Origin of the sequence: Parabacteroides sp. ASF519, assembly GCF_000364265.2 — a bacterium.
Classification (GTDB): Bacteria; Bacteroidota; Bacteroidia; order Bacteroidales; family Tannerellaceae; genus Parabacteroides; species Parabacteroides goldsteinii.
The window spans coordinates 5,895,556-5,918,227 of record NZ_AQFV02000006.1 but is presented as its reverse complement, the minus strand read 5'-3'; the positions used below and the strand labels follow the sequence as shown (position 1 = coordinate 5,918,227).

Here is a 22,672-nt window from a genome sequence, read left to right as displayed (position 1 = left end):
ATGAATTTAAAATTATTACTTATATTCCGTTGTCGTTATGACAATTTTTGTCGCTTCTTTTGTTTTGAGCAACTTGACTCCGGAAGGAAGTAAATAGTTGTTTATAGCAGTGGTGTATGGTTGAGATTGTCCGTAATAGCTGTTTGATTGAGCTGTAAGACGTTCAACCGGAACCAAAAGCAATACCATATCCTTGTCAGGATTATTCTTTATATGTTCCTGCATCAAGTTGGAGATATTATCATACGAATAAGATCGACTACTAGTACTGTAACTGGCAAGGAATGATGTTTTTTTATCTTCTATCTTGTTGTTCACAAAGAAAGTAGCCAAAGAATCTTTAGGCAGCAACAGTAAATTTGAAGGAGCGGAAAGAGCCCATTGCCAGTTTTCCTGCGGCAGTGCTTTTATTATCAGAGGTATATTGTTGATAACACGGTCTCCGATTCTTTCAACTATATCCTGGGCAGGAATTGTTAATTGTGTATATACACCTGCCGGTGTTTTCAGATAAGCAATTGAGTCGTTCGGTTTTAACAACGGTTCAATAGTTGCATCTTCATTTTTGAAACGGTTCAATTGCAATACTTCTTTGGTTACATTGAACGTTTCATTGGAATATGCGGTGGAATCCTGACCCTGGCTGCCTTTCAAATTGTACTTATAGTAGATCGAGAAAGTTGAATAGGTAATTTGCAGAATATTACCGCTACCATATGTATTTGTTATATACAATCCGGGGAAGAATTTATTAAAGTTCTCCTGGCTGCTGAAAGTACTTGGATTTTTGATTGATTCATCGTAGAACTTCTGACCGAACTCCTTAGGCATCCGGATTGTAACGGTCGGAATATAAGTGCGATCACCATTAGAATCAATGGCATTACGAATGCTGTCAGGCACAGAATTATCATATGCAGTATATGTTTGCATGCCCAATGAATTCTGCATGTCACAATACTCCAACGGATCGAAGTTCGTATAAAAATCTCTTTCCAGTTCTTTGTCTACCAAATATATCTGGGCACGCATAGGTGCTAAAGAATCACCTACCCAGGCACCGTTCTGATACATGATTTTAAAATCGATAGAGTCAATCTGTCCATTAATAGGTTCATGCTTAAACTTGAAGTCATCCGGACAGTAAAACTGGCAGATGTAATCAGATTTCACGTTACCATATAACGGATCATAGAACTCCCCGAGAAGTCCATTAGTAGTTCTTGCATATACCGAATCCATCAGCAAAGTTGTCGCTTGCATCTGGAAAGTATCTACATATACGGGCATTTTGTCTCCGTCAGGCTGAATTGTCGAGCCAACCAGATTCAAATCATCACTACACCCACTCAGGATTGTTACTCCTAAGCCCAGGCCAATTAATAAAGGCTTGATCTTCATCATTTTCTCTCACTTATTTAGAATCTAATACGACATCGTAAAATTCGTTGAATGCATCCATATAAGTTTCCGGCGACTGATAAGGAAGGAACGGAGTATCTTTCTTGGTTGCAATATAGTCCAGTACATCCTGGTTGATCGTTTCACTACCTTGTATCACACCGTCAGCCATATCGATAGCCAGTTTCGTCAAGCCGACAAAGCTGGTATCAGCCTTAATACCTTTCAGGTCGCTGTCTTTGGCTCCGTCTGTTTTCAGCTTCTGAGCCAGTTCTTTTCTTAACGGTGTTTTAAAATCATCATTATAAATAGAATAGACTATTTTTGCATTTTTAAGACATGGATCGTCTGCATACATTCTTTTTATGTATAATGCAGTCAGTGCAGATATCCATCCGTGGCAGTGGATCACATCTGGTATCCAGCGAAGTTTCTTCACTGTTTCCAGTACTCCACGTACATAGAAGATAGAACGGTCGTCGTTATCTTCGTATTCGTTTCCCTCTTCATCGCTGACAGTATGTTTACGCTGGAAGAAGTCTTCATTATCAATGAAGTACACCTGCATGCGTGCGGCCTGAATGGATGCTACCTTAATGATTAGCGGATGATCCGTATCATCAATGATAAGGTTCATACCTGACAGGCGGATCACTTCGTGCAACTGATTGCGTCGCTCGTTGATATTTCCGAATTTAGGCATGAAAGTTCTGATTTCGCGACCACGCTCCTGAATGCCTTGCGGCAGATTCCTGCATATTGTTGCAATCTCAGATTCGGGAAGGTAGGGTGTTATTTCTTGAGCTATAAACAAGATTTTTTTTGCATCCATTCTGTAAACTAGTTTTATAAAGACGGCACAAAGATAATAAATTTCTTTCATTTACCGTAATTATTTATTTGCTTTGCACCGTCAATAAGCATCTAAAAAGATGAAAATAGTAAACAGCATTCAAGAATTGAAGCGTTATCTTGCCGAAGAAAGGCAGCATAACAAGCAAATAGGCTTTGTTCCCACCATGGGAGCATTACACAACGGACACCTGAGCCTGGTTAAGCGTTGCGTGGAAGAAAACGATGTGTGCGTTGTCAGCGTTTTCGTAAATCCGACCCAGTTTAACGACAAAAATGATTTGGCGACTTATCCTCGCACGTTGGATAAGGACTGTGCATTATTGGAACCGGCCGGTTGTGATTATGTTTTTGCTCCGACAGAGGCGGAGATGTATCCTGAACCGGATACCCGCACATTTGATTTCGGAACAGTCTCGGCCGTGATGGAAGGGGCGCGCCGTCCGGGACATTTTAACGGGGTGGCCCAGATTGTCAGCAAGCTGTTTTATGCCGTAGAGCCGGATAATGCTTACTTCGGAGAAAAAGACTTCCAGCAGATCGCTGTCATCCGTGCCATGGTAAAACAGTTGAATATCCCTGTAAAGATTAACGCCTGCCCGATTTTGCGTGAGGACGACGGGTTGGCTTTAAGCAGTCGTAACGTTCGTTTAACACCGGAACAACGTCAAAAAGCACCGTTAATAGCACGTACGTTAAAAGAAAGTACTAACTTTGCAGCCGGAAAAAGCGTACAGGAGGTTATTGATTATGTTGTGAATACGATTAATGCCGACCCTGTTATGCGGGTGGAATATTATGAAATCGTAGACGGAAACACCATGGAGTCGATCAAAAACTGGTCGGATACCGATTATGCAGTCGGCTGTATCACGGTCTATTGCGGTGAAGTTCGCCTGATTGATAATATAAAGTATAAGTAGCTGATAAATAAGGTGATTACCTTTTCGAAAAAAAGTCAGGACTTTTGAGTTTAAAAGTCCCTTATTTTGAAAACAAAAGTCCCTTATTTTAAATGCAAAAGACCCTACTTTCGTTTGAGGGACATTTAATGGTAATCAAATTATACAGAAAACGATGTTTATAGAGGTAGTTAAATCAAAGATTCACCGGGTGACGGTAACGGAAGCTAATCTGAATTATATCGGTAGTATCACTATCGACGAAGATTTGTTGGATGCCGCCAACCTGATTGCCAATGAGAAGGTGGCTATTGTGAATAACAATAACGGTGAACGTTTTGAAACGTATATCATTAAAGGCGAACGCGGTTCGGGCGTGATTTGTCTGAACGGTGCAGCAGCCCGCAAGGCACAGCCTGGCGATATCATCATTATCATGTCGTATGCCATGATGGATTTTGAAGAAGCCAAAACATTTAAACCGGCTGTTGTGTTTCCCGATACAGCAACAAATAGACTGATATAGAGCATCGGTAGCAGCATTTAGAATGTTTTTAAACAACAATAAAGAAGCTCGCCGGTTGCTGGCGGGCTTTTTTTATGGTCTTGTGTTTCCCCATTTAGAAAATAATAAGAGTAGAATATGTATACGAACAAACAAATCTGGAATGTAAGTTATCCTATTTTTCTGAGTTTGTTGGCGCAGAACATTATTAATGTGACCGACACGGCTTTCCTGGGAAGGGTAGGGGAAGTTGAATTGGGAGCCTCCGCGATGGGTGGGCTCTATTATATTTGTGTGTTTACGATTGCTTTCGGATTCAGTACGGGGTCTCAGATTGTGATGGCCCGCAGAAATGGTGAACGGCGGTACAGTGATGTAGGACCGGTCATGATACAGGGGGTATTTTTTCTGTTGGCACTGGCGGCTGTGATGTTTTCTTTCTCCCGTCTCTTTGCTAAAGATATTATGCGGTTCATGATTTCTTCCGATACGATTTTGGGAGCAACGGAAGAGTTCCTCGACTGGCGTGTGTTCGGATTCTTTTTCTCTTTCGTCAATGTGATGTTCCGGGCGCTGTTTATCGGTATAACCCGGACAAAGGTATTGACCTTGAATGCTGTAGTGATGGCATTGACGAATGTGCTGCTCGACTACCTGTTGATATTCGGGAAAGGTGGTTTTCCTGAAATGGGTATCAAAGGGGCGGCTATCGCCTCGGTGATAGCAGAGGGGGTGTCGATTGTTTTCTTTTTGGTTTATACCCGTCTGACGGTGGATATAAAGAAATATGCATTGAATCAATTCCGGTCGTTCGACATCAGGTTGCTGAAACGGGTGTTAAGTATTTCTATATTTACCATGTTACAGTATTTTATATCGTTGAGCACTTATTTCATGCTTTTTGTAGCCGTGGAGCATCTGGGGCAACGGGAGTTAGCGATTGCCAATATTGTGCGCAGTGTGTATATCGTTCTGTTGATTCCGGTTAATTCTTTATCCACGGCAACCAACTCTTTTGTCAGTAATAGCATTGGTGCCGGGCATACCGACCAGGTTATCCCGATTATCCGGCGGCTTTCTTATATCTCATTGGGTATTGTGGCTGTATGTGTTTTTATCACTTGTATTTTCCCATCGGCTATCTTGTCGGTTTATACGAATGACGCCTCTTTGATACATGCTTCGATACCTTCGCTTTATGTGATTGCCGGAGCCTTGCTGATAGCGGCTGTCGCTAATATCGTATTTAATGGTGTGACAGGTACGGGAAATACCCGTTCTGCCTTTGCGATGGAGTTGGTGACACTTGTCTTTTATACATTGTTTATCTATGTGGCAGGGATGCGTTTACATCTTCCGGTTGCTATTTGTTTTCTGACCGAAGTTGTTTATTACACCGGACTGCTGCTGGCAAGTGTAATTTATTTGAAAAAAGCAGCTTGGCAGAATAAAAAGATTTAGAGGTTTACATCCTTTTTCTTACCTTTGCACCCTATTACGTTAGAAATTAGAAAGAAAAAAATAAATACACATACGAATATGTTTGAAAATTTAAGCGAAAGGTTAGACAGATCGTTTAAACTGCTGAAAGGTGAAGGCAAGATCACCGAGATTAATGTGGCTGAAACACTGAAAGATGTGCGCAAAGCCCTTCTTGATGCCGACGTAAACTATAAAGTAGCCAAGTCATTTACCGATACGGTAAAAGAAAAAGCGTTAGGACAAAATGTACTTACTTCCGTTAAACCCAGCCAGTTGATGGTTAAGATCGTTCACGACGAACTTGCCAGCCTGATGGGAGGAACGGCTATTGATATTAACCTGAGTGGAAATCCGGCTATTATCCTGATGTCGGGTTTACAGGGTTCCGGTAAGACCACTTTCTCCGGAAAGCTGGCCAATATGTTGAAAACCAAAAGAAACAAGAAGCCGTTGCTGGCTGCCTGCGACGTTTACCGTCCGGCGGCTATCGAACAGTTGCGTGTTGTCGGCGAGCAGGTAGGTGTTCCTGTTTATATGGAGCTGGAAAACAAGAATCCGGTAGAGATTGCGATGAACGCTATCCGCGAAGCCCGTGCCAAGGGTAACGATGTAGTGATTGTCGATACGGCGGGTCGTCTGGCGATCGACGAGCAGATGATGAAAGAGATTGCCGCTATCAAAAGTGCTATCCAACCGGACGAAACATTGTTCGTTGTCGACTCTATGACCGGACAGGATGCGGTGAACACAGCCAAAGAATTTAACGAACGTCTTGACTTCGACGGCGTAGTTCTGACTAAGCTGGATGGTGATACCCGTGGTGGTGCCGCCCTTTCTATCCGTACGGTAGTCGATAAACCGATCAAGTTTGTCGGAACCGGTGAGAAGATGGATGCACTGGATACTTTCCACCCGGAACGTATGGCTGACCGTATCCTCGGTATGGGTGATATCGTTTCTTTGGTAGAACGTGCCCAGGAACAATACGATGAAGAAGAAGCAAAACGTTTGCAGAAGAAGATTGCTAAGAACCAGTTCGACTTCAACGACTTCATTTCCCAAATCCAGCAGATCAAGAAGATGGGTAACCTGAAAGAACTAGCTTCTATGATTCCGGGTGTTGGTAAAGCCTTGAAAGATATCGATATCGACGATAATGCCTTTAAGAGCATCGAAGCGATTATCTATTCCATGACGCCGGACGAACGTGTTAATCCGGCTATCCTGAACGGTTCACGCCGTCAGCGTATCGCCAAAGGTAGCGGAACGACTATCCAGGAGGTAAACAAGCTAATCAAGCAGTTTGATGAAACTCGTAAGATGATGCGCATGCTTACCGCTGCCAAACCGGGAAGTAAGAAATTCCCATCGTTTAGAAGATAAAAACTAAAGAGATATATTATGGAAGACAATCATTATCAATTACTGGACGGAAAAGCCGTCTCTGCTCAGATGAAGAAAGAGATGGCGGAAGAAGTCGCCCAGATCAAAGCTGCAGGAGGTAAGATTCCCCACTTGGCAGCTATTCTGGTAGGTCATGATGGAGGAAGTGAAACCTACGTGGCCAGTAAAGTAAAAACTTGTGAAGAAATCGGTTTCAAATCGACGCTGATTCGCTATGAGGACGATGTGACCGAAGAAGAGTTGCTTCGCCGGGTAGACGAACTGAACAACGATCCGGATGTAGACGGTTTCATTGTGCAGCTTCCGCTTCCGAAACATATTTCAGAGCAAAAGATTATTGAGGCGATCGATTACCGTAAAGATGTTGACGGATTCCATCCGATCAACGTGGGACGTATGTCGATCGGTCTTCTTTGTTTTGTTTCTGCCACTCCGGCCGGTATTCTGGAATTGCTGAAACGTTATGAAATCGAAACAAGCGGCAAACATTGCGTAGTCCTGGGACGCAGCAATATTGTCGGTAAACCGATGGCAACCCTGATGATGCAGAAAAATTATCCGGGAAACTGCACGGTAACTGTTTGTCACAGCCGTTCAAAGAATCTGAAAGAAATGTGCCTGAACGCTGACATCATCATTGTTGCTTTGGGTGTTCCTGAATTCCTGAAAGCCGATATGGTGAAAGAAGGTGCCGTAATAGTTGACGTTGGCACTACCCGTATGCCGAGTAGTGTAACCAAGAGCGGTTATAAGCTGACCGGTGATGTAAAGTTCGACGAAGTCGCTCCTAAATGTTCTTATATTACGCCGGTTCCGGGAGGTGTTGGTCCTATGACAATCATTTCTTTGATGCGTAACACGCTGTTAGCCGGGAAGAAAGCGATTTACAAGTAAAATATTTGTATAATTTTCTTTGAAAACGCTTGCGGAATCAGAAAAAACATCTATCTTTGCACCGTCTTAAAGAGAAATACTCAACGAGACTGAAATGGTGAGCGTAGCTCAGTTGGTTAGAGCATCGGATTGTGGTTCCGAGGGTCGTGGGTTCGAGTCCCATCGTTCACCCCAAGATAGAAAAAATAAGCCATCCTGTTACAGGGTGGCTTTTTTTATGTCCATTTAGTAAAAAACTTACCCAGTATCCTATTATTTCCGGATCATACCGAACTTTTTCCAAAATATGAATAACATTTGTTGTAATATTCATGTGTCAATATTGTAGGCATAAATGTCAGATTTGTGAATTGTTAGCAGTAAAGGAGTCCTATTTTTGTTGTGTAATATTCAAATTAATTAAATTTTTAAATTATGAGAAGCACAATTGTAAAATGGATTTTAAATTTGTTTGTGGGAATTACCTTGATAACCAGTTCTGTTGAGGCACAAACAATTATTCTGACAAGTGATCAACAACTAAACGATTTAACAGATCCTGATAAAAAAATAGATAATTCGTTGGGGTATGATTCTCGTTTGGAAAGTCTTCGTGATGTTTGTAAACGAGGAAAGAGTTATGGATCGAAAGAACTGATTATTGCGTTTGATGAATTTTTCCGTCAATATCGTACAGATAAAAATACGGAACGAAATTTGACTCCTGATATGGATGAATATGTTGATAAAATAAAAGTTGTCAGCGATTTTGTCTCTAAACAGGATATGGGACTTTGTTTGAGCCTGCTTAGTCCGCTTGAATTGGGTTTGGCATATAAAAATCAAACGGGTAACAGCGGTCGTTGGCTTGCTTATAAAGTCGGATTGAGGAATCCCCGTACAGGACAATTCAGCTTGCAGATGTGGCAGCAGTTGTTTTGGACGAATAATAAGGGACAAACTCCGGTAAAACTTAAAGGTGTAAAGGCTTATGCTTTTAAAGAAAAGGTGGTATCTACATCTATGCGATCTGTAAATCCGGATGATATTGTTTTATTGGAAAATGTGAAATATGAGGAGATTGATTCTATCAATGGATCTGATCAGGGAACAATTCCGATGAAGCGCTTACGTATCTATGGTGATGGAATCCAATGTGCAGGTTTTGATCGGGTTATGGTTATGTTAGAATATGAAACTCAGGAAATGGATTACTTTGATCCGGAAGCTCCGGCTTTCTTGAGTAACTTGTTAAAGAAGTACCATGATAAAAAAGTAAATCTGACTTCCTTGTATTCTGATGAAATGCATATTCAACAAGATTGGTTTTATTTTGGACATCACGAAGAAGGTCAGTTTGCAGAACGTTATCTGACTAAAAATATGGCATGTCGCTATGAAGAGAAGTATAACCAGAAATTTGATGATCGCTACATGCTCTATTTTGCGTACGGAGCTCCGATGTTCCGTCCTACAACTGATGCTGTTGTCAATATTCAATATGTTTTGGGAGAAACACCGGATGCAATACATCGTACATTTTTATTACGTGACCGTTATTATCGAATGTTGAATGATGATGTAGTCAACTTATTCAAAAATGCGAAAGATTATGGTGAAAAGCTGTTTGGGCATGAATTGAGTACGTCGGCGCATGCATCATGGGCACAGAGTCCTACGATAGACTATTGGAATTGTGAGAAACTATATGGCAATCGTTATAAATATGAATATACATCCAATTTTATCTGGGGTAATACGGTACATCAGGCGTCTGCTGCTTGTTATGATTATTTTAAATGGAGTGAATATCTGCAACCGACCGGTAATGATTTTGCTGAAGGTGGTTGGAGTGACCGTAATTATTACGGGGCGGCAATGGCTGCATCCATAGGTGTTATCAATAAATATCCGAATGCCTATGCAGCAGCTTGGGGAATGCCGGATAAAGCTCTGGAACGTAAAATGGCTATAAATTATGCGTATGGTGCCAGTCCGAGTGAGCCAATCCGCTTAATGACAGGAAATGTGCACCGCGATACTGAAGTGTTGATTCTTTATCCGATGAATTTGGTTGCTGTGGAACCGCGTTTTGGAAGTTGGATGACGCAATATGGATATGCAAATTATCTGACAACTGATAAATTGCTTGAAATGGGAACTGTACAATCGGACGGACATATCCAGGTCGCAGAAAAAAAGTACGGAACATTGGTTGTTATGTTTGAGCCGTTACCGGAAAAAGGATTACTGGATATGATGGAACGTTTTGTTAAAGCTGGTGGAAAGGTTGTTTGGTTCAGTACTCCGCCTCTGATCGATAAAAGTGGGGAAAATTGTACCAGGCAGTGGCAGAAACTGTTTGGAGCTCAGTATAACCATGATTGTTATATGGGGGAAATTGCATCCGGGAAAATGATTGATTTTTCCGGGAGTTTGTCTGATGTTCCGGATCAGTCAATCCTGACAGATTTTATTGTGGACCGGATTTATCCGGTAACTCCCGTTTCTAATGCGGAGATTATAGCTTATTCAGACAAGAAAGTGGTTGGGACAATGCTTAAATATCCTGATGGAGGAATTGCTTGTTATTGTGGTTTCCGTCCACGTGATGACCAATCGGCAAGCCTGGGGTATGAAACCCGTACTTTGTTTGAAATACTAAATGCTTGTAATGCTTATCCTTCTACCGGAAAGTTTGTGGTAAATGATAATCCGTCGTATCTTTCAAGGACTGGTGAATATTTTGTTTCTTCTTTCCCGAATTCAACAACCATGGTAGTAGCACATTATCGTACACATGCTGAAAGTTGGTTTGGAGGTTTCTCAAGAAATCAGGAAGATGATGAAAAAGTATTGCTTGAAAATCCTCTTCCATCAGATCGGATAGAATTGAAACAGGCAAAAATTAACGGGCATGAGGTATCATATGTAGGACGTTTATCTTTAGGCTTTCGTTTAGACGGTCAACAGCTGATTGCATTTTCAGGACAGCAGTGTAATGAAATTACTCTTGACGGAACTCATTATAAATTTGCAGATACCCCCGTGGATTTAACATTTTCGCCTGTAGATAATGATATGTCCCGCTATCAGATGTATGTTGCCGGTGAGGGTAAAATAAGCATACCTCTTCCTGCACATGTGAAAAAAGCTGAAGTCCGTTTTAATGGTAAAAAAATTAATTGTTCGGTGGCTGACCATCGTCTTACCCTGATGATTTTACCAGTTTATGCAGGAAAAAGGTTGGATCTTAGTTTGAAATGAGAAGGATAATTAGTAAAAAATATTTTATGAAACATTATTTCGTATTGGGAATGATCTTTTTATTGTTACTGTTTACAAGAATAGGACAAGCACAGGAAAGATTGGATTTATCGGCACAGATACCCATAGTAGCCTGGTATGGCATAAGGGCAAATGAAGCGACCGTTGAGCGTTTCAAGGAACTGAAAGAGGCAGGATTTACTATAAACTTTAGTGAGTATTCAAGTTTGGAAGAAGTGGAAAAAGCGCTTGACGCCGCACATAAAGTAGGTGTGCAGCTAATAATAGCTTGTCCTGAGTTACGTAAAGAACCAGAAAAAACTGTTCGGAAATTTATGGAACATCCGGCGGTCGCAGGTTATTTTTTACGGGATGAGCCTGTTGTTACAGATTTTGCAGCGCTAGGTGATTGGGCTAAAAGAATACAAGCTGTAGATAATCGCAAATTTTGCTATCTGAACTTATTTCCGACAGGAGGTGAGGAGCATTTGAGGTTTTTGGGCGTTCAGAATTATCGTGAATATATTACCCGTTTTAATAAAGAGGTTCCTCTACCATTTCTTTCTTTCGACCATTATCCGGTTCTTGGAGATAATGTTTTGAAAGCTGAATGGTATGAAAATCTGGAAGATTTCTCAGATGAAGCAAGGAAAATCGGTAAGGATTTCTGGGCGTTTGCTCTTGCTACCAAACATGGACCATATCCTGTTCCGACACGCGCTTCTTTACGGTTACAACTATATAGTAATCTGGTTTATGGAGCCCAAGGGTTACAGTATTTTACTTATTGGACACCGGCTGGTGATTCTTTTTATGATTATCAACACGGACCGATTGGTTTGGATGGTAAGCGAACGGAAGTTTATGATTTGGTGAAAGATATGAATGCCGAGATCAGATCAATTGCCGGAATCTTTTTGGGGGCAAAAGTTTTGTCGGTCAGACATACAGGAAGTGTTATACCGAGAGGTACGACACGTTTGACCACTCTTCCTGAAAAGGTGAAGGTTTTGGATACACATGGATATGGAACCATTATTTCATTGCTGGAAAATGGAGGTAAGAAATATCTTGCTATTGTAAACAGAAGTCTGATGGATACAATGGAGCTTACCTTTTATGCAGATCCCTCCGTGAAACGTGTATTAAAAGACGGAAGTCTTGTTTCTGCTGAATCGTATACAGCTACTTTATTAATCTCTCCCGGAGATATATTGATTTATTTGTTGGAAAAATAGAAATTGGGAATGCATTTGAAATAAGAAATATTTATATCAGATGTATTTGTCAAAAATGAAACTTGAAAAATCATTTTTTTAATATTTAATAAAAAAAGAATTTGTTCCTTTGATATTAGTAAAAATATATACCGTGTAGAACAGATGAAACAGATTAATGAAATCGAAAAAACGCAGGTTATAACCTGTATAATTGACAAATCTTTTTGTCAATTATACAGGTTATAACCTGTATAATTGACAAATCTTTTTGTCAATTATATTATTCTATAATAAAATCTTGTATTTGGTTAGTGCTTTTGAAAAGTGCTATTTTGACTATCCTTTGTAAATCATCCATCCCTATATATAAAGAAACAGGATAAAAATAAGCTTCTTTATCCTGAAAAATCCTATTTGTTTTTTGTTAAATCGTCATTTGAACGGAGTAAAAACATGGTTTTTGCTCCGTAGTGAAATCTTTATGTCTTTGCCGAAGTATTCTTTGGCTAGAATTCGGTTAATTATGATAATAATACAAACTTTTATTGCGATATGTAAACGAAAATTGTTGAATCTTTTACCCTTTCATAAGAATTTTAGGGTAAAAATTGAAGTAAAGATGTTGAACTGTTTCTGAAATGAGTATTCTTGATTTTGTCAAAAATGAGAACTTGTGAATCTCTCAAATGCACGTGAATAATTGTGTATATACTTTGTTATTAAGCTTGCTTACTATAATGTACAATAAGCTAATCTTTTATGAAAAATGTCAGATTAACAAAATTAGGAGGCAAATCAGCTTTGCTGATCACCTCATTGTTGTTAACCCCTTTCTATGGGTATTCGGAAAAATCTAATGTTATACCGGAAAAAAACGAAAAGGCAGGAGTTCAACAACAAACTTCGCTATTAACAGGTATTGTCTTGGATAAAGACGGTTTCCCGTTGATTGGTGTAAATATTATGGAAAGTGTTACAAACGGAACTGTTACCGATGCAGATGGTAAATTTTCCATTAAAGTCACTCCACAGTCTGTGTTGCGTGTATCCTATATTGGATATGTGACACAAACAATAAAGGCAGGGAGCCAGAAATCTGTATCTATTACATTGCTTGAAGATACAGAAACACTGGAAGAAGTAGTAGTGGTTGGATACGGTTCCCAAAAGAAAGTGTCTGTAACCGGAGCAGTCGCTGCAATACAGACGAAAGAACTGAAACAAAGTTCTGCTGCGAATTTGTCAACCGCTTTGGCTGGACGTCTACCGGGATTAACCGCTTTGCAGACATCCGGACAACCGGGTGGAGATGATGTTACATTTTATTTACGTGGGGCCAGTACGACAAATGGAGCAAATCCTCTTATTTTAATAGATGGTGTGCCACGTGATAATATTTCTACGTTAGACCCGAATGAAATTGCTTCCGTATCTATATTAAAGGATGCATCTGCTACTGCAGTATTTGGCGTTCGTGGTGCTAATGGTGTTATAATGATTACCACACGTCGTGGTGAGGTAGGAAAAACAGAATTAAGTATTTCTGCGGATTATAGTTTGCAGCAATTTACTGCCCAGGCAGATCGTATTCACTCCTGGGAATTTGCTGAGTTACGTAATCAGGCGTTTCGCAATGATGGATATTCTGAAGCGGATTTACCTTACACCGATTATATGATCGATATGTATAGGTCTGGTAAAGATCCTGTATTTTATCCGGATAGGGATGTATATAGTGAATTTTTTAAAAAATGGGCTCCTCAAACTCGTGTTAACGTGAATTTGAGTGGAGGAACAGAAAAATTGAGCTATTTCATGAATGTTGCTTATTTGGGGCAAGGAGGCCAATTCCGCACGGAATCGGAGAAGGATCTGGGATATGATCCGAGTTATAAATCGGATCGTTATAATTTTCGTGCAAACCTGGATTATAAAGTACTTTCAAATTTAAAGCTTTCTTTGAATCTGGCTTCTTACTTGGAAAAGGTAAATACTCCACAAACAAAAACTCTTTTTGGAGGAAGTGTCGCTGCTATGATTGAAAATATGAGGGCTTATATTTGGGGAACACCTCCGACAGATCCGGGACCACTGACTCAAGAGGGTTATACGTTGATAGATGGAACATCTGTTCCGGCTGGTGAGGTTGTTAATCAGTCTGGTCAGGACCGCAATACTTATGGGGAAATAAACCGTAGAGGGTATCAGCAGGAAACGAATACTAATTTGAATTCATCGTTAATCGTGGATTGGGGATTAGATTTCATAACGAAAGGACTTAGTAATAAATTTATGATTTCTTTTGACTCAAAAGCTGTGACTACTTTACAGGGAGTCCGATCGTATGATGCTTATGGTGTGTCGGTTGCCAGAACGGCGGAAGACCAATCTTATTATACAAAAGTGAGAACGAATGAAAATAATGCTATTTCTCTCTCAAAGTCTATGTCGACCAACTATTATATGAATATGCAGTATTCATTGAATTATGCCCGGAAATTTGGAGTGCATGATGTCACAGGGATGGCTCTGGTTCAACGTGATAATTGGCAGGAATATGCAGCAGATTTACCTTATAATATGTTAGGTGTTTCAGCGCGTGCTACTTATGGATATGATTCTCGTTATCTGGCTGAAGTAAATATTGGATATAACGGTTCCGAGCAATTTGCAAAAGGACATCGTTTTGGTTTTTTTCCTGCTTTTTCCGCAGGTTGGGTGGCTAGTAATGAAAGTTTCCTGAAAGATAATAAGACTATTTCTAATTTGAAGTTACGTGCTTCTTATGGTAAAGTGGGTAATGATAAATTAGGTAGTACACGTTTCTTGTATATAAGTAACATTACGAGTGGTGGTGGAGTTATTCCTTCTTTAGGACGTGGGCAAGCCATTTCACAAGGGAAATTAGGAAATACCAATTTAAGTTGGGAAATTGCTTATAAACAGAATTATGGAGTTGACATACAGTTGTTTAATGAACTGTCTTTAACTTTTGATTATTTTAAGGAAAAACGTGAAGGAGTTTTGATATCTCGTGGTACAGTACCTGAAATTCAGGGAGTAGCACTTGGTAATCTGCCAAAAGTCAATATGGGACGTATTGATAATCATGGATATGAGTTGGAGGCAACTTACAATAAGCGATTAAACGATGATTGGTCATTTACTGTAAAGGGAAATTTCGCGTATAATAAGAATACCCAACGTTTTATGGATGAAGCACAAAAAACGGCTGATTATGCATATCGTTACAGAAGTACAGGTTACAGTATAGGACAGTGTTTCGGATATAAAATAGACTATAGTAATGGTAATGGATATATTAATACACAAGAAGAACTGGACAACGCTTTGGCTACTTATCAGGTAGGAGGAACTCCTCGTTTGGGTGATTTTCTTTATGTGGATATAAATGAAGATGGTGTAATTGATGAGAAGGACCAGGCTCCGATCAAGTATAGTGATATACCTCGTATTACTTATGGCTTTTCTGGTTCTGTAAACTGGAAGAATTTTGATTTTTCATTTTTGTTTTCCGGTATAGCTAAAGCATCCCGTGTATATACTGGTTGGGGAGCTACAGAGTTCGGTTTGGTTGGTTTCTACAGTGATTATCATTTGCAGGCTTGGACTGCTGAACGTTATGCTAATGGTGAAGAAATTAAATATCCAGCCTTGGCATCCTCACCCGGAACTAGCCAGAAGGCAAATGATTTCTTTATTTTGGATCGTTCTTTCCTGCGTTTGAAGAATATAGAACTGGGGTATACATTGCCTAAAAAACTTTTGAAAAAAGTCGGAATTAATAGTACACGAGTTTATGTAAACGGGAATAATCTATTGACATGGAAGGCCATGAAAACTGATGCAATTGACCCGGAGCAAAGTGCAGAGCTTAATTATCCGATTACTAAGATGATGAATTTTGGTATTAATGTGACATTTTAATCATTGAAAGGAGAGTTATATGAAACTAACATATTTCTTAATATCTTCAATTGTTCTGTTGGGAACATTGAATTCTTGTTCTGATGTCCTGGATGTAGCTCCTGATGGAACGCTCACTATGGAGGAAATATATGCAGACCCGGATAAAGTAGGTGCTTTGTTGAATGCTTGTTATAATAATATTCCTCAAAAGGGATATGCTTATTGGTTTTTTGATCCTTTAGTGACAGCTTGTAGTGATGAAGGGTGGTCTTCGGAAGAAGTACAGGGAACAAGTATTCAATCAATGTATAATGCGAATGAATCAGCGTCTTCCCATCCGATAAGAGATATGCACGATGGACATGGTGCAGCTAATAATGCTTATTGGTCCAGATATTGGCAACAAATACGTTTGTGCAACCAGTTTTTGGAAAATATAGGGACTGCGGCTGTAAATAGTGAAGCAGAACGTGCCCGTTTTACCGCAGAGGCACACGTTATGCGTGCTTTTTTCTATTCAGAGTTGGTTAAATGGTTTGGCAAAGTTCCTATTGTGGATAAAACCATAGCGTTTGATGCTGATTTTTCTACATTGAAACGAGAAGCCGTGTATGATGTTGCCCGATTTATAGCAGAAGACTGTGATGCCGGTCTCAATTGTGCGGAACTACCCTGGCGTATTACAACGGAAGATGAAGCAATGCGGGCAACTAAAGCATTAGCTTGGGCTGTTAAATCTAAAATGATGTTGTTTGCAGCCAGCCCTTTGTTTAATGCAGGAGAAGATCATTGGGAAGAAGCATATCAGATGAATAAACAGGCTGTAGAGGAATTGAAAAAGAATGGGTATGCATTATTTACCACATGTACTAATCCTTCGACATTTGGAACATATGACGCTGCTGCTTTTCATCAGTTGGTTTGTCAAAATGCAGACTATTCAGCAGAACCACGTGATAAAGAAACAATTTGGCAACATCGTGCCGGAGGTGTTTTCGTATGGCATGTCGGTTATATAGGAAGTTCTATGGATGGTACTTATAAATGTGGAACATGTCCTACTCAGGAGCTGGTTGATGCTTTCGAAACAATAGATGGGCAGCCTATACTGGATTTGGCTAAACCTTATTTGGACGAAAAGCATATGCAACCGAATTATAATCCAGATAATAAAATATATGATCCTAAAAATCCGTATGAAAATCGTGATCCGCGTTTGACAGCAACAGTTTTATGTAATGGTGATTCTTTAATCTGGAATAATGGAGAAGTATTTACTGTTGAAACTTATGTGAATGGCCGACATGGAATGAGTTTGGATCCGTCTGACAGAGCTCATAGTCGTACTGGTTATTATCATAGGAAATTAGTTACTCCCCAGGCTTCAAATACAAATCAAATAAATAATTCAAACTGGAAATTTTTCCGGTTAGGAGAAATTATTCTGAATTATGCGGAAGCTGCAGCAGAATCAGGGCATTTGGCAGAAGCCAAAGCTGCCGTGGATGAGATAAGGGCTCGTGTAAATATGCCTGCGTTGCCAGCCGGTTTGTCGAAAGATGAAATGATTTTACGTGTTCATAATGAACGACGCGTTGAATTAGCTTGGGAAGAGGTTCGGTATTTTGATTTACGTCGTTGGCAGAAGCCTGAAGGTAATTTGAATGCTACATGCCAGTGGTTGACAGGAATGAGAATTACAAAAAATAATGATGGCTCGTTCAATTATCAACGATATAATATATCTACAAATCCACGTGGTGGATATCAGAATAGAGATTTATTATTGCCATTACCATTGGACGAAGTGTCCCGTTTGGAGTCAACAACGGGAGTCTCTTGGCAAAATCAGGGATGGTAATATTCTGTATAACTTGAAAAGAATCTAAATTATGAGCTACATAAAAAATAAAATATCCATATTGGCTATTTGTGCTTGCTTGAGTTCTCCGGGAATATTAGGTTGGGCACAAGATCCTTCTATTCAATTAAAAGGGTTTGTCATTGATGAGTTTGGAAAGCCGATTTCCGGGGCTCTTTTGAAGTCGGAAAACGGAAAATGCGAATATCTGACAAAAGTTGATGGTGCGTATGAAATTGATATAAAGGATGGAAGCCAATATATTACAGTTTCATATATCGGTTATGATGATAAAAAAGTATCTGTCGTAAATCACGAAGGATTGGAATCTATTCAGTTGTCATATGATGCTGAAAAAATGGATGAGGTCATAGATTTGGGATATATGTCGTTACCTAAAAGGGCGGTAACCGGAGCTGTTTCCAGAGTTTTAGGTTCAGATTTGGATAAGTCTCCTGAATCAAATCTGACAAAAACTTTTGCAGGTCGGTTTACGGGGTTGACGACGATAGAAACAAATGCTGAATTATCCCGTGGAGCATTGAGTTCTTCGTCAACAGGGGTAACACAATTGGTCAGAGGGCTTTCTACCATTAATGGACGGGAACCGCTAGTGATTGTGGATGGAATTATTTGTCCTAATACGAATTATACATATATTACTCCTAAAGAAATAGAGTCGGTAACTATATTGAAGGATGCTGCTACAACGGCTATTTATGGCATTCAGGGAGCCAATGGGGTAATTTCGATTAAGACTAAGCAGGGACACATTGGAAAAACAAAAGTAGAGGTGAATTTTGACCAGTCATTCCAGCAAATGACAAAAGAACCTTTATTTGTTAATTCATCCGATTATGTTACAATGAGAAATCAGGCAGGCTATAATGATGGTCTGGGGGGGTATTCCCAGTTTTCTAAGACGGATACCGAGTTGTTCCAAGCTGGAGGTAATGAATTATATCCGAATAATAACTGGTATAAAATGTTTATACGTCCTTTGACTTTAATGTCCAGAGTAGGTGTAAATGTAAAAGGTGGAACTGAGAGAGTTCGTTATTTTTCTAATGTGAATTATATGCACCAGCAATTGCCGTTTAAAACAGCTAATGAAAGTGGTTCGAAGTATGATCCGACTCCTAAAAATAGCTGGTTTAATTTCCGTTCGAATATTGATGTGAAAATAAATGATTATTTAAGTGGTTTCATGCGGTTGTCCGGTAATATTAAAACAGAAAAGACTGCAGGTTATGGTAATGAGACTATTTATAACCATATATTTAATCTGCCACCCACGATGTATGGTCCATTAACTCCGTCAGGAGACGGTCTAAGTAACGGTAATCAAGTTGTAACACATGATAATGAGAAAACTCCTGTCTACGGGATGCTGAACCGTTCTGGTTATATTCAGGCTCTTGTTGCCAATATAAACGCTCAAGCTGGTTTGACTTTGGATATGAGTTTTCTTACTAAAGGTCTTTCTGTAAGTGGGACAATGGCTTATCAAACTAATTCTGTGAATAAAACAACTACAACTCAGAATTTTGAACGTTATGTCCGTTCAAAAGACTTGTCAAAGTTGGATTTTTCATTATTAGGTTCAGACAACAATACTCCTCTTTCTTACGGAAAAAGCTCTACATTTTATTACAATTTGAATCTTTATGCAAATGTGGATTATAAACGTAGGTTTGATGATCATAGTATTAGCGCCATGGGGTATATTTTTTATTTGCAACAAGAGAAAGAGGTCTCTTCTGGTTCCGGTATGTTGCCATATAAACGTGAAAGTTTAGGATTTACAGCAACGTATGGTTATAAAGACCGTTATTTTGTAAAAGCGGATTTGGGATATTCCGGTTCTGAACAGTTCCACCCAGATAACCGTTATATTGCTACTCCGGCTATTTCCGGTGCCTGGGTTGTTTCGGATGAAGCTTTTTTGGAGAATTGGACTTGGTTAAGTAATTTGAAATTAAGAGCCTCGTATGGTATTACAGCAAATGATCAGCTGGGTGGGGAACGATTTTTATATCTGGATTATATTGATGTAAGTGGTAATGAAGGATTAAAAGGTAATCCGGATTTGATGGCGGAGAAGATGAAAAAGCAAAATTATGGTTTTGATCTGGGGCTGTTCAATGAATTGACCATCTCTTTTGACTGGTATAAATCTTTGTGCGATAATATGCTGGTAAGTAGTGCCGGTTTAGTTCCGGAATATCAAGGAACTGTACTTTCCAACTATCCAAAAACGAATACGGGTAAAATGGAAAATCATGGTTTTGAAATTGAAGCAATGTATGACAAAAAGATTAATGAAGATTGGTCTTTTTATGTAGGCGGCGCTTTCAGTTATAATAAAAACAAGGTTATTAATATTAATGAATCTCCTTATTCAAATGAGTATGCTTATCCGTACCGTACAGAGGGATTTAGTTATGGGCAACAGTGGGGATATTTGATTGATTACAGCAATGGCAATGGCATGTTTAATTTTCAGGAAGAACTTGAAAAGAGCGGTTTGAGTTATGCTTTCGGAACTCCTCGTGTCGGTGATTTTATCTATCAGGATTTAAACGGTGATAAAATAATAGATGAAAAAGATAAAGCTCCGATTTTAAACACTTCTATACCGCAGCAGTACTATAGTTTCTCCGGAGGTTTTAAATATAAGGGTTTTGAAGTTAATCTTTTATTTCAAGGCGTTGGTAAATATTCAAAAACAATAAGTGGTGTAGGTGCATATGAATCGGAATATCAGGGTGTATTTACAGACCTTCATTTAAAAGCATGGACTCCTGAACGTTGGAATAATGGAGAAGAAATAACTTATCCGGCTTTATCGTTGAAAGCATCTACCAACCATCAGCCAAACAGTTTCTTTATTATGGATGCATCTTATTTGCGCTTAAAGAACGCGGAGGTTGCTTATACATTACCATTGAATACTTCAAAGAAGGTTTTTGCAGAAAAAATCCGTTTTTCTTTAAGTGGACAGAATTTGTTTACAATCGATAATATGCGTTCAAAACATATAGATCCGGAAATAGCTAACATGGGTACTTTCCAACCATATAGAGTGTATAATATTGGAGTGAGCTTAACATTTTAAATATAGATATTATGAAGAATCTGATAAATATATTAGTTGTTACTTTTACATTGTGTTGTTCTTCCTGTGCAGATTTGGATATAGCTTCCGATGGGCGTGTGTCGTTGAATGATATTTTTAATCGATATGAACGTACATCTGCTTATTACTCCAATTGCTTGGGATATATGCCTCAGGTTGGATTTACGTATGAAAATACGAATACTCCTTTGGCTTCTTTTTGTGATGAAGCCCATGATGCAAATGACAATCAGGACGGACCGGTATCCAAGTGGTATAAAGGATATACGACTCCTGAATATAATCCTTTAACAGCCAGTTATATGGATCCTTGGTCGCATTATTTTGAAGGTATTCGTCGTTGTAATACTTTTTTGCTTTGTATAAATGATCCGGAAATGGCCACTTATACTTTTAATGAAGTAGAAAAAAATGGTTGGATTGCCGAGGTTCGTGTTGCACGTGCGTTTTATTATTTACAATTGATAAAACGTTATGGGGGAGTTCCTCTAATAGAAACTCCTTACGAGACGAATCATGATTTCTCGATAGATAAACGTGCCTCTTTTGAGGAATGTGCAGATTTTATTATTTCAGAATGTGATAAGGCTTTGGCTACGGTAGAGTCCGAAGGACAATCAATTGGTTTTCGTTGGCAAATAAATGATAACGAAAGAGGAAAATTGACACGTGCTTTTGCTTGTGCTGTGAAATCTCAGACGGCTTTATATGCAGCAAGTCCTTTATGGAATGAGAACGGAAGCAGTAAATACACATGGGAGAAAACAACAGAAATTACCAAAGAGGCTTTAGATCTTTGTTTGCAACATGGTTTTGAGTTGTATAGTCAGGCTCCGGATCTTGCAATTGCTCAGAATGCATATGCCTATTATTTCATTACTCGTTCAGATCCAAGCCGTTCATGGGATAGGGAAACTATCTATGAAACGACCTCCTGGCGTTCAAATGTCTGGAAGTTTGCCGGGACTCCTATTACAAATGGTATGGAAAAAGCTGGAGCTGGACCTTCGCAGGAGTTGGTAGATAGTTATGAAATGATTGATGGTACTCAACCCATTTTAGGTTATTCGGATGCAGAGCATTTGCGGCCGATATTAAATACGGCATCTTCTTATGATCCGAAAAATCCGTATGCGAATCGTGATCCTCGTTTCTATGCGTCGGTTTATTATAATGGGGCTATTCGATATTTAGATCAACCTAATGGAGATGTTGTAGAAACATATGTGGGTGGAAATTGTGGTATCTCTGATAAGGTGACGGATATCCGTTATACTCGTACGGGATATTATATGCGTAAATTCAATAATTTCAAATCCGGAATCGGGCAGGATGCAGATGGGCTTATGCGTATTTTTCGTTTGGCTGAATTATATTTGAATTTTGCAGAGGCTGCTTATCAGGCTGTAGGTCCGGATGGACAAGTGGTATCCAAAGTAGGGGCAGAGGCGTTATCAGCCAGAGATGCTGTTAATAAAATCAGGGTTCGTGCCGGTATACCGGCATTATCGTCAGGCATGTCGAAAGATTCTTTTGAAAAACGTTATAGAAATGAACGTCGTGTAGAATTAGCTTTCGAAGAACATCGTTTCTTTGATGTTCGTCGTTGGAAAATTTTAAATGAAACAGATGATTTTGTGACAGGTATGAAAATTGTAAAAGAGGAGGATGGTACTTTCACATACAATCGAATCAAACTTGCATCGCGTGGGACAAATGCAGATAAATATTTGCTCTACCCGATTAAACAGACAGAAGTAGCCAAGATGTTGAAACATACGGGTGCTAACTGGCAGAATCCGGGATGGTAATTGAAGATATAATTAAAAAAAGTAT

13 protein-coding genes and 1 tRNA gene are annotated in these 22,672 nt (G+C 39.4%); 12 read left to right on the top strand and 2 right to left on the bottom strand.

The genetic code is table 11. The annotated features are described in order from the left end of the window. Positions 1-15 precede the first annotated feature (15 nt). Together C825_RS23750 and C825_RS23745 are read right to left on the bottom strand one after the other, a co-directional pair. Entirely contained in the window at positions 16-1,401 is a 1,386-nt protein-coding gene (locus tag C825_RS23750) for a DUF4270 domain-containing protein (RefSeq protein ID WP_044215230.1), read from the bottom strand. Between the two features lie 13 nt (positions 1,402-1,414). Next, the gene (locus tag C825_RS23745; RefSeq protein WP_044215231.1) at positions 1,415-2,233 is read right to left on the bottom strand and encodes a glycogen/starch synthase; all 819 of its coding nucleotides are present in this window, start codon (positions 2,231-2,233) and stop codon (positions 1,415-1,417) included. A gap of 100 nt (positions 2,234-2,333) precedes the next feature. Here C825_RS23745 and panC point away from each other — a divergent pair, with 100 nt between their 5' ends. The 12 genes from panC (at position 2,334) to C825_RS23685 (ending at position 22,647) form a co-directional block, all read left to right on the top strand. Continuing rightward, entirely contained in the window at positions 2,334-3,176 is an 843-nt protein-coding gene (gene panC, locus C825_RS23740; RefSeq protein ID WP_007654091.1) for a pantoate--beta-alanine ligase, read from the top strand. 154 nt (positions 3,177-3,330) lie between these two features. After that, complete coding sequence (gene panD / locus C825_RS23735) at positions 3,331-3,681, top strand: aspartate 1-decarboxylase (protein WP_007654090.1); 351 nt, start codon at positions 3,331-3,333, stop codon at positions 3,679-3,681. Between the two features lie 117 nt (positions 3,682-3,798). Beyond that, the gene (locus C825_RS23730) at positions 3,799-5,121 is read left to right on the top strand and encodes an MATE family efflux transporter (protein WP_007654089.1); all 1,323 of its coding nucleotides are present in this window, start codon (positions 3,799-3,801) and stop codon (positions 5,119-5,121) included. A gap of 78 nt (positions 5,122-5,199) precedes the next feature. Beyond that, positions 5,200-6,525: a signal recognition particle protein gene (gene ffh, locus C825_RS23725; protein ID WP_007654088.1), complete on the top strand. Its 1,326-nt coding sequence runs from the start codon at positions 5,200-5,202 to the stop codon at positions 6,523-6,525. Positions 6,526-6,543: 18 nt separating this feature from the next. Next, on the top strand, positions 6,544-7,440 hold the full coding sequence (gene folD, locus C825_RS23720) for a bifunctional methylenetetrahydrofolate dehydrogenase/methenyltetrahydrofolate cyclohydrolase FolD (protein ID WP_010800447.1): 897 nt from the start codon (positions 6,544-6,546) through the stop codon (positions 7,438-7,440). Positions 7,441-7,537: 97 nt separating this feature from the next. Next, positions 7,538-7,614: transfer RNA gene (locus tag C825_RS23715), tRNA-His, on the top strand. Positions 7,615-7,854: 240 nt separating this feature from the next. After that, a complete protein-coding gene (locus tag C825_RS23710; protein WP_010800446.1) occupies positions 7,855-10,686 on the top strand; it encodes a hypothetical protein in 2,832 nt (943 codons plus the stop codon). Positions 10,687-10,712: 26 nt separating this feature from the next. Then, positions 10,713-11,924 carry a hypothetical protein gene (locus C825_RS23705; RefSeq protein WP_010800445.1) on the top strand — a complete coding sequence of 404 codons (1,212 nt, stop codon included), beginning with the start codon at positions 10,713-10,715 and terminating at the stop codon, positions 11,922-11,924. A 741-nt stretch (positions 11,925-12,665) separates the two neighbouring features. Further along, positions 12,666-15,854 carry a SusC/RagA family TonB-linked outer membrane protein gene (locus C825_RS23700; RefSeq protein ID WP_010800444.1) on the top strand — a complete coding sequence of 1,063 codons (3,189 nt, stop codon included), beginning with the start codon at positions 12,666-12,668 and terminating at the stop codon, positions 15,852-15,854. Between the two features lie 19 nt (positions 15,855-15,873). Beyond that, positions 15,874-17,697 carry a RagB/SusD family nutrient uptake outer membrane protein gene (locus C825_RS23695; RefSeq protein WP_007654073.1) on the top strand — a complete coding sequence of 608 codons (1,824 nt, stop codon included), beginning with the start codon at positions 15,874-15,876 and terminating at the stop codon, positions 17,695-17,697. Positions 17,698-17,728: 31 nt separating this feature from the next. Continuing rightward, positions 17,729-20,815 carry a SusC/RagA family TonB-linked outer membrane protein gene (locus C825_RS23690; RefSeq protein WP_010800443.1) on the top strand — a complete coding sequence of 1,029 codons (3,087 nt, stop codon included), beginning with the start codon at positions 17,729-17,731 and terminating at the stop codon, positions 20,813-20,815. Positions 20,816-20,826: 11 nt separating this feature from the next. Further along, the gene (locus C825_RS23685) at positions 20,827-22,647 is read left to right on the top strand and encodes a RagB/SusD family nutrient uptake outer membrane protein (RefSeq protein WP_010800442.1); all 1,821 of its coding nucleotides are present in this window, start codon (positions 20,827-20,829) and stop codon (positions 22,645-22,647) included. Positions 22,648-22,672: the final 25 nt, after the last annotated feature.

What these genes read in the sequence shown, in the direction of transcription:
- C825_RS23745 (WP_044215231.1), bottom strand. Translation starts at nt 2,233, where the DNA reads ATGGATGCAAAAAAAATCTTGTTTATAGCTCAAGAAATAACACCCTAC.
- panD (WP_007654090.1), top strand. Translation starts at nt 3,331, where the DNA reads ATGTTTATAGAGGTAGTTAAATCAAAGATTCACCGGGTGACGGTAACG.
- C825_RS23730 (WP_007654089.1), top strand. Translation starts at nt 3,799, where the DNA reads ATGTATACGAACAAACAAATCTGGAATGTAAGTTATCCTATTTTTCTG.
- C825_RS23710 (WP_010800446.1), top strand. Translation starts at nt 7,855, where the DNA reads ATGAGAAGCACAATTGTAAAATGGATTTTAAATTTGTTTGTGGGAATT.
- C825_RS23750 (WP_044215230.1), bottom strand. Translation starts at nt 1,401, where the DNA reads ATGAAGATCAAGCCTTTATTAATTGGCCTGGGCTTAGGAGTAACAATC.
- C825_RS23700 (WP_010800444.1), top strand. Translation starts at nt 12,666, where the DNA reads ATGAAAAATGTCAGATTAACAAAATTAGGAGGCAAATCAGCTTTGCTG.
- C825_RS23695 (WP_007654073.1), top strand. Translation starts at nt 15,874, where the DNA reads ATGAAACTAACATATTTCTTAATATCTTCAATTGTTCTGTTGGGAACA.
- ffh (WP_007654088.1), top strand. Translation starts at nt 5,200, where the DNA reads ATGTTTGAAAATTTAAGCGAAAGGTTAGACAGATCGTTTAAACTGCTG.
- C825_RS23685 (WP_010800442.1), top strand. Translation starts at nt 20,827, where the DNA reads ATGAAGAATCTGATAAATATATTAGTTGTTACTTTTACATTGTGTTGT.
- panC (WP_007654091.1), top strand. Translation starts at nt 2,334, where the DNA reads ATGAAAATAGTAAACAGCATTCAAGAATTGAAGCGTTATCTTGCCGAA.
- C825_RS23705 (WP_010800445.1), top strand. Translation starts at nt 10,713, where the DNA reads ATGAAACATTATTTCGTATTGGGAATGATCTTTTTATTGTTACTGTTT.
- C825_RS23690 (WP_010800443.1), top strand. Translation starts at nt 17,729, where the DNA reads ATGAGCTACATAAAAAATAAAATATCCATATTGGCTATTTGTGCTTGC.
- folD (WP_010800447.1), top strand. Translation starts at nt 6,544, where the DNA reads ATGGAAGACAATCATTATCAATTACTGGACGGAAAAGCCGTCTCTGCT.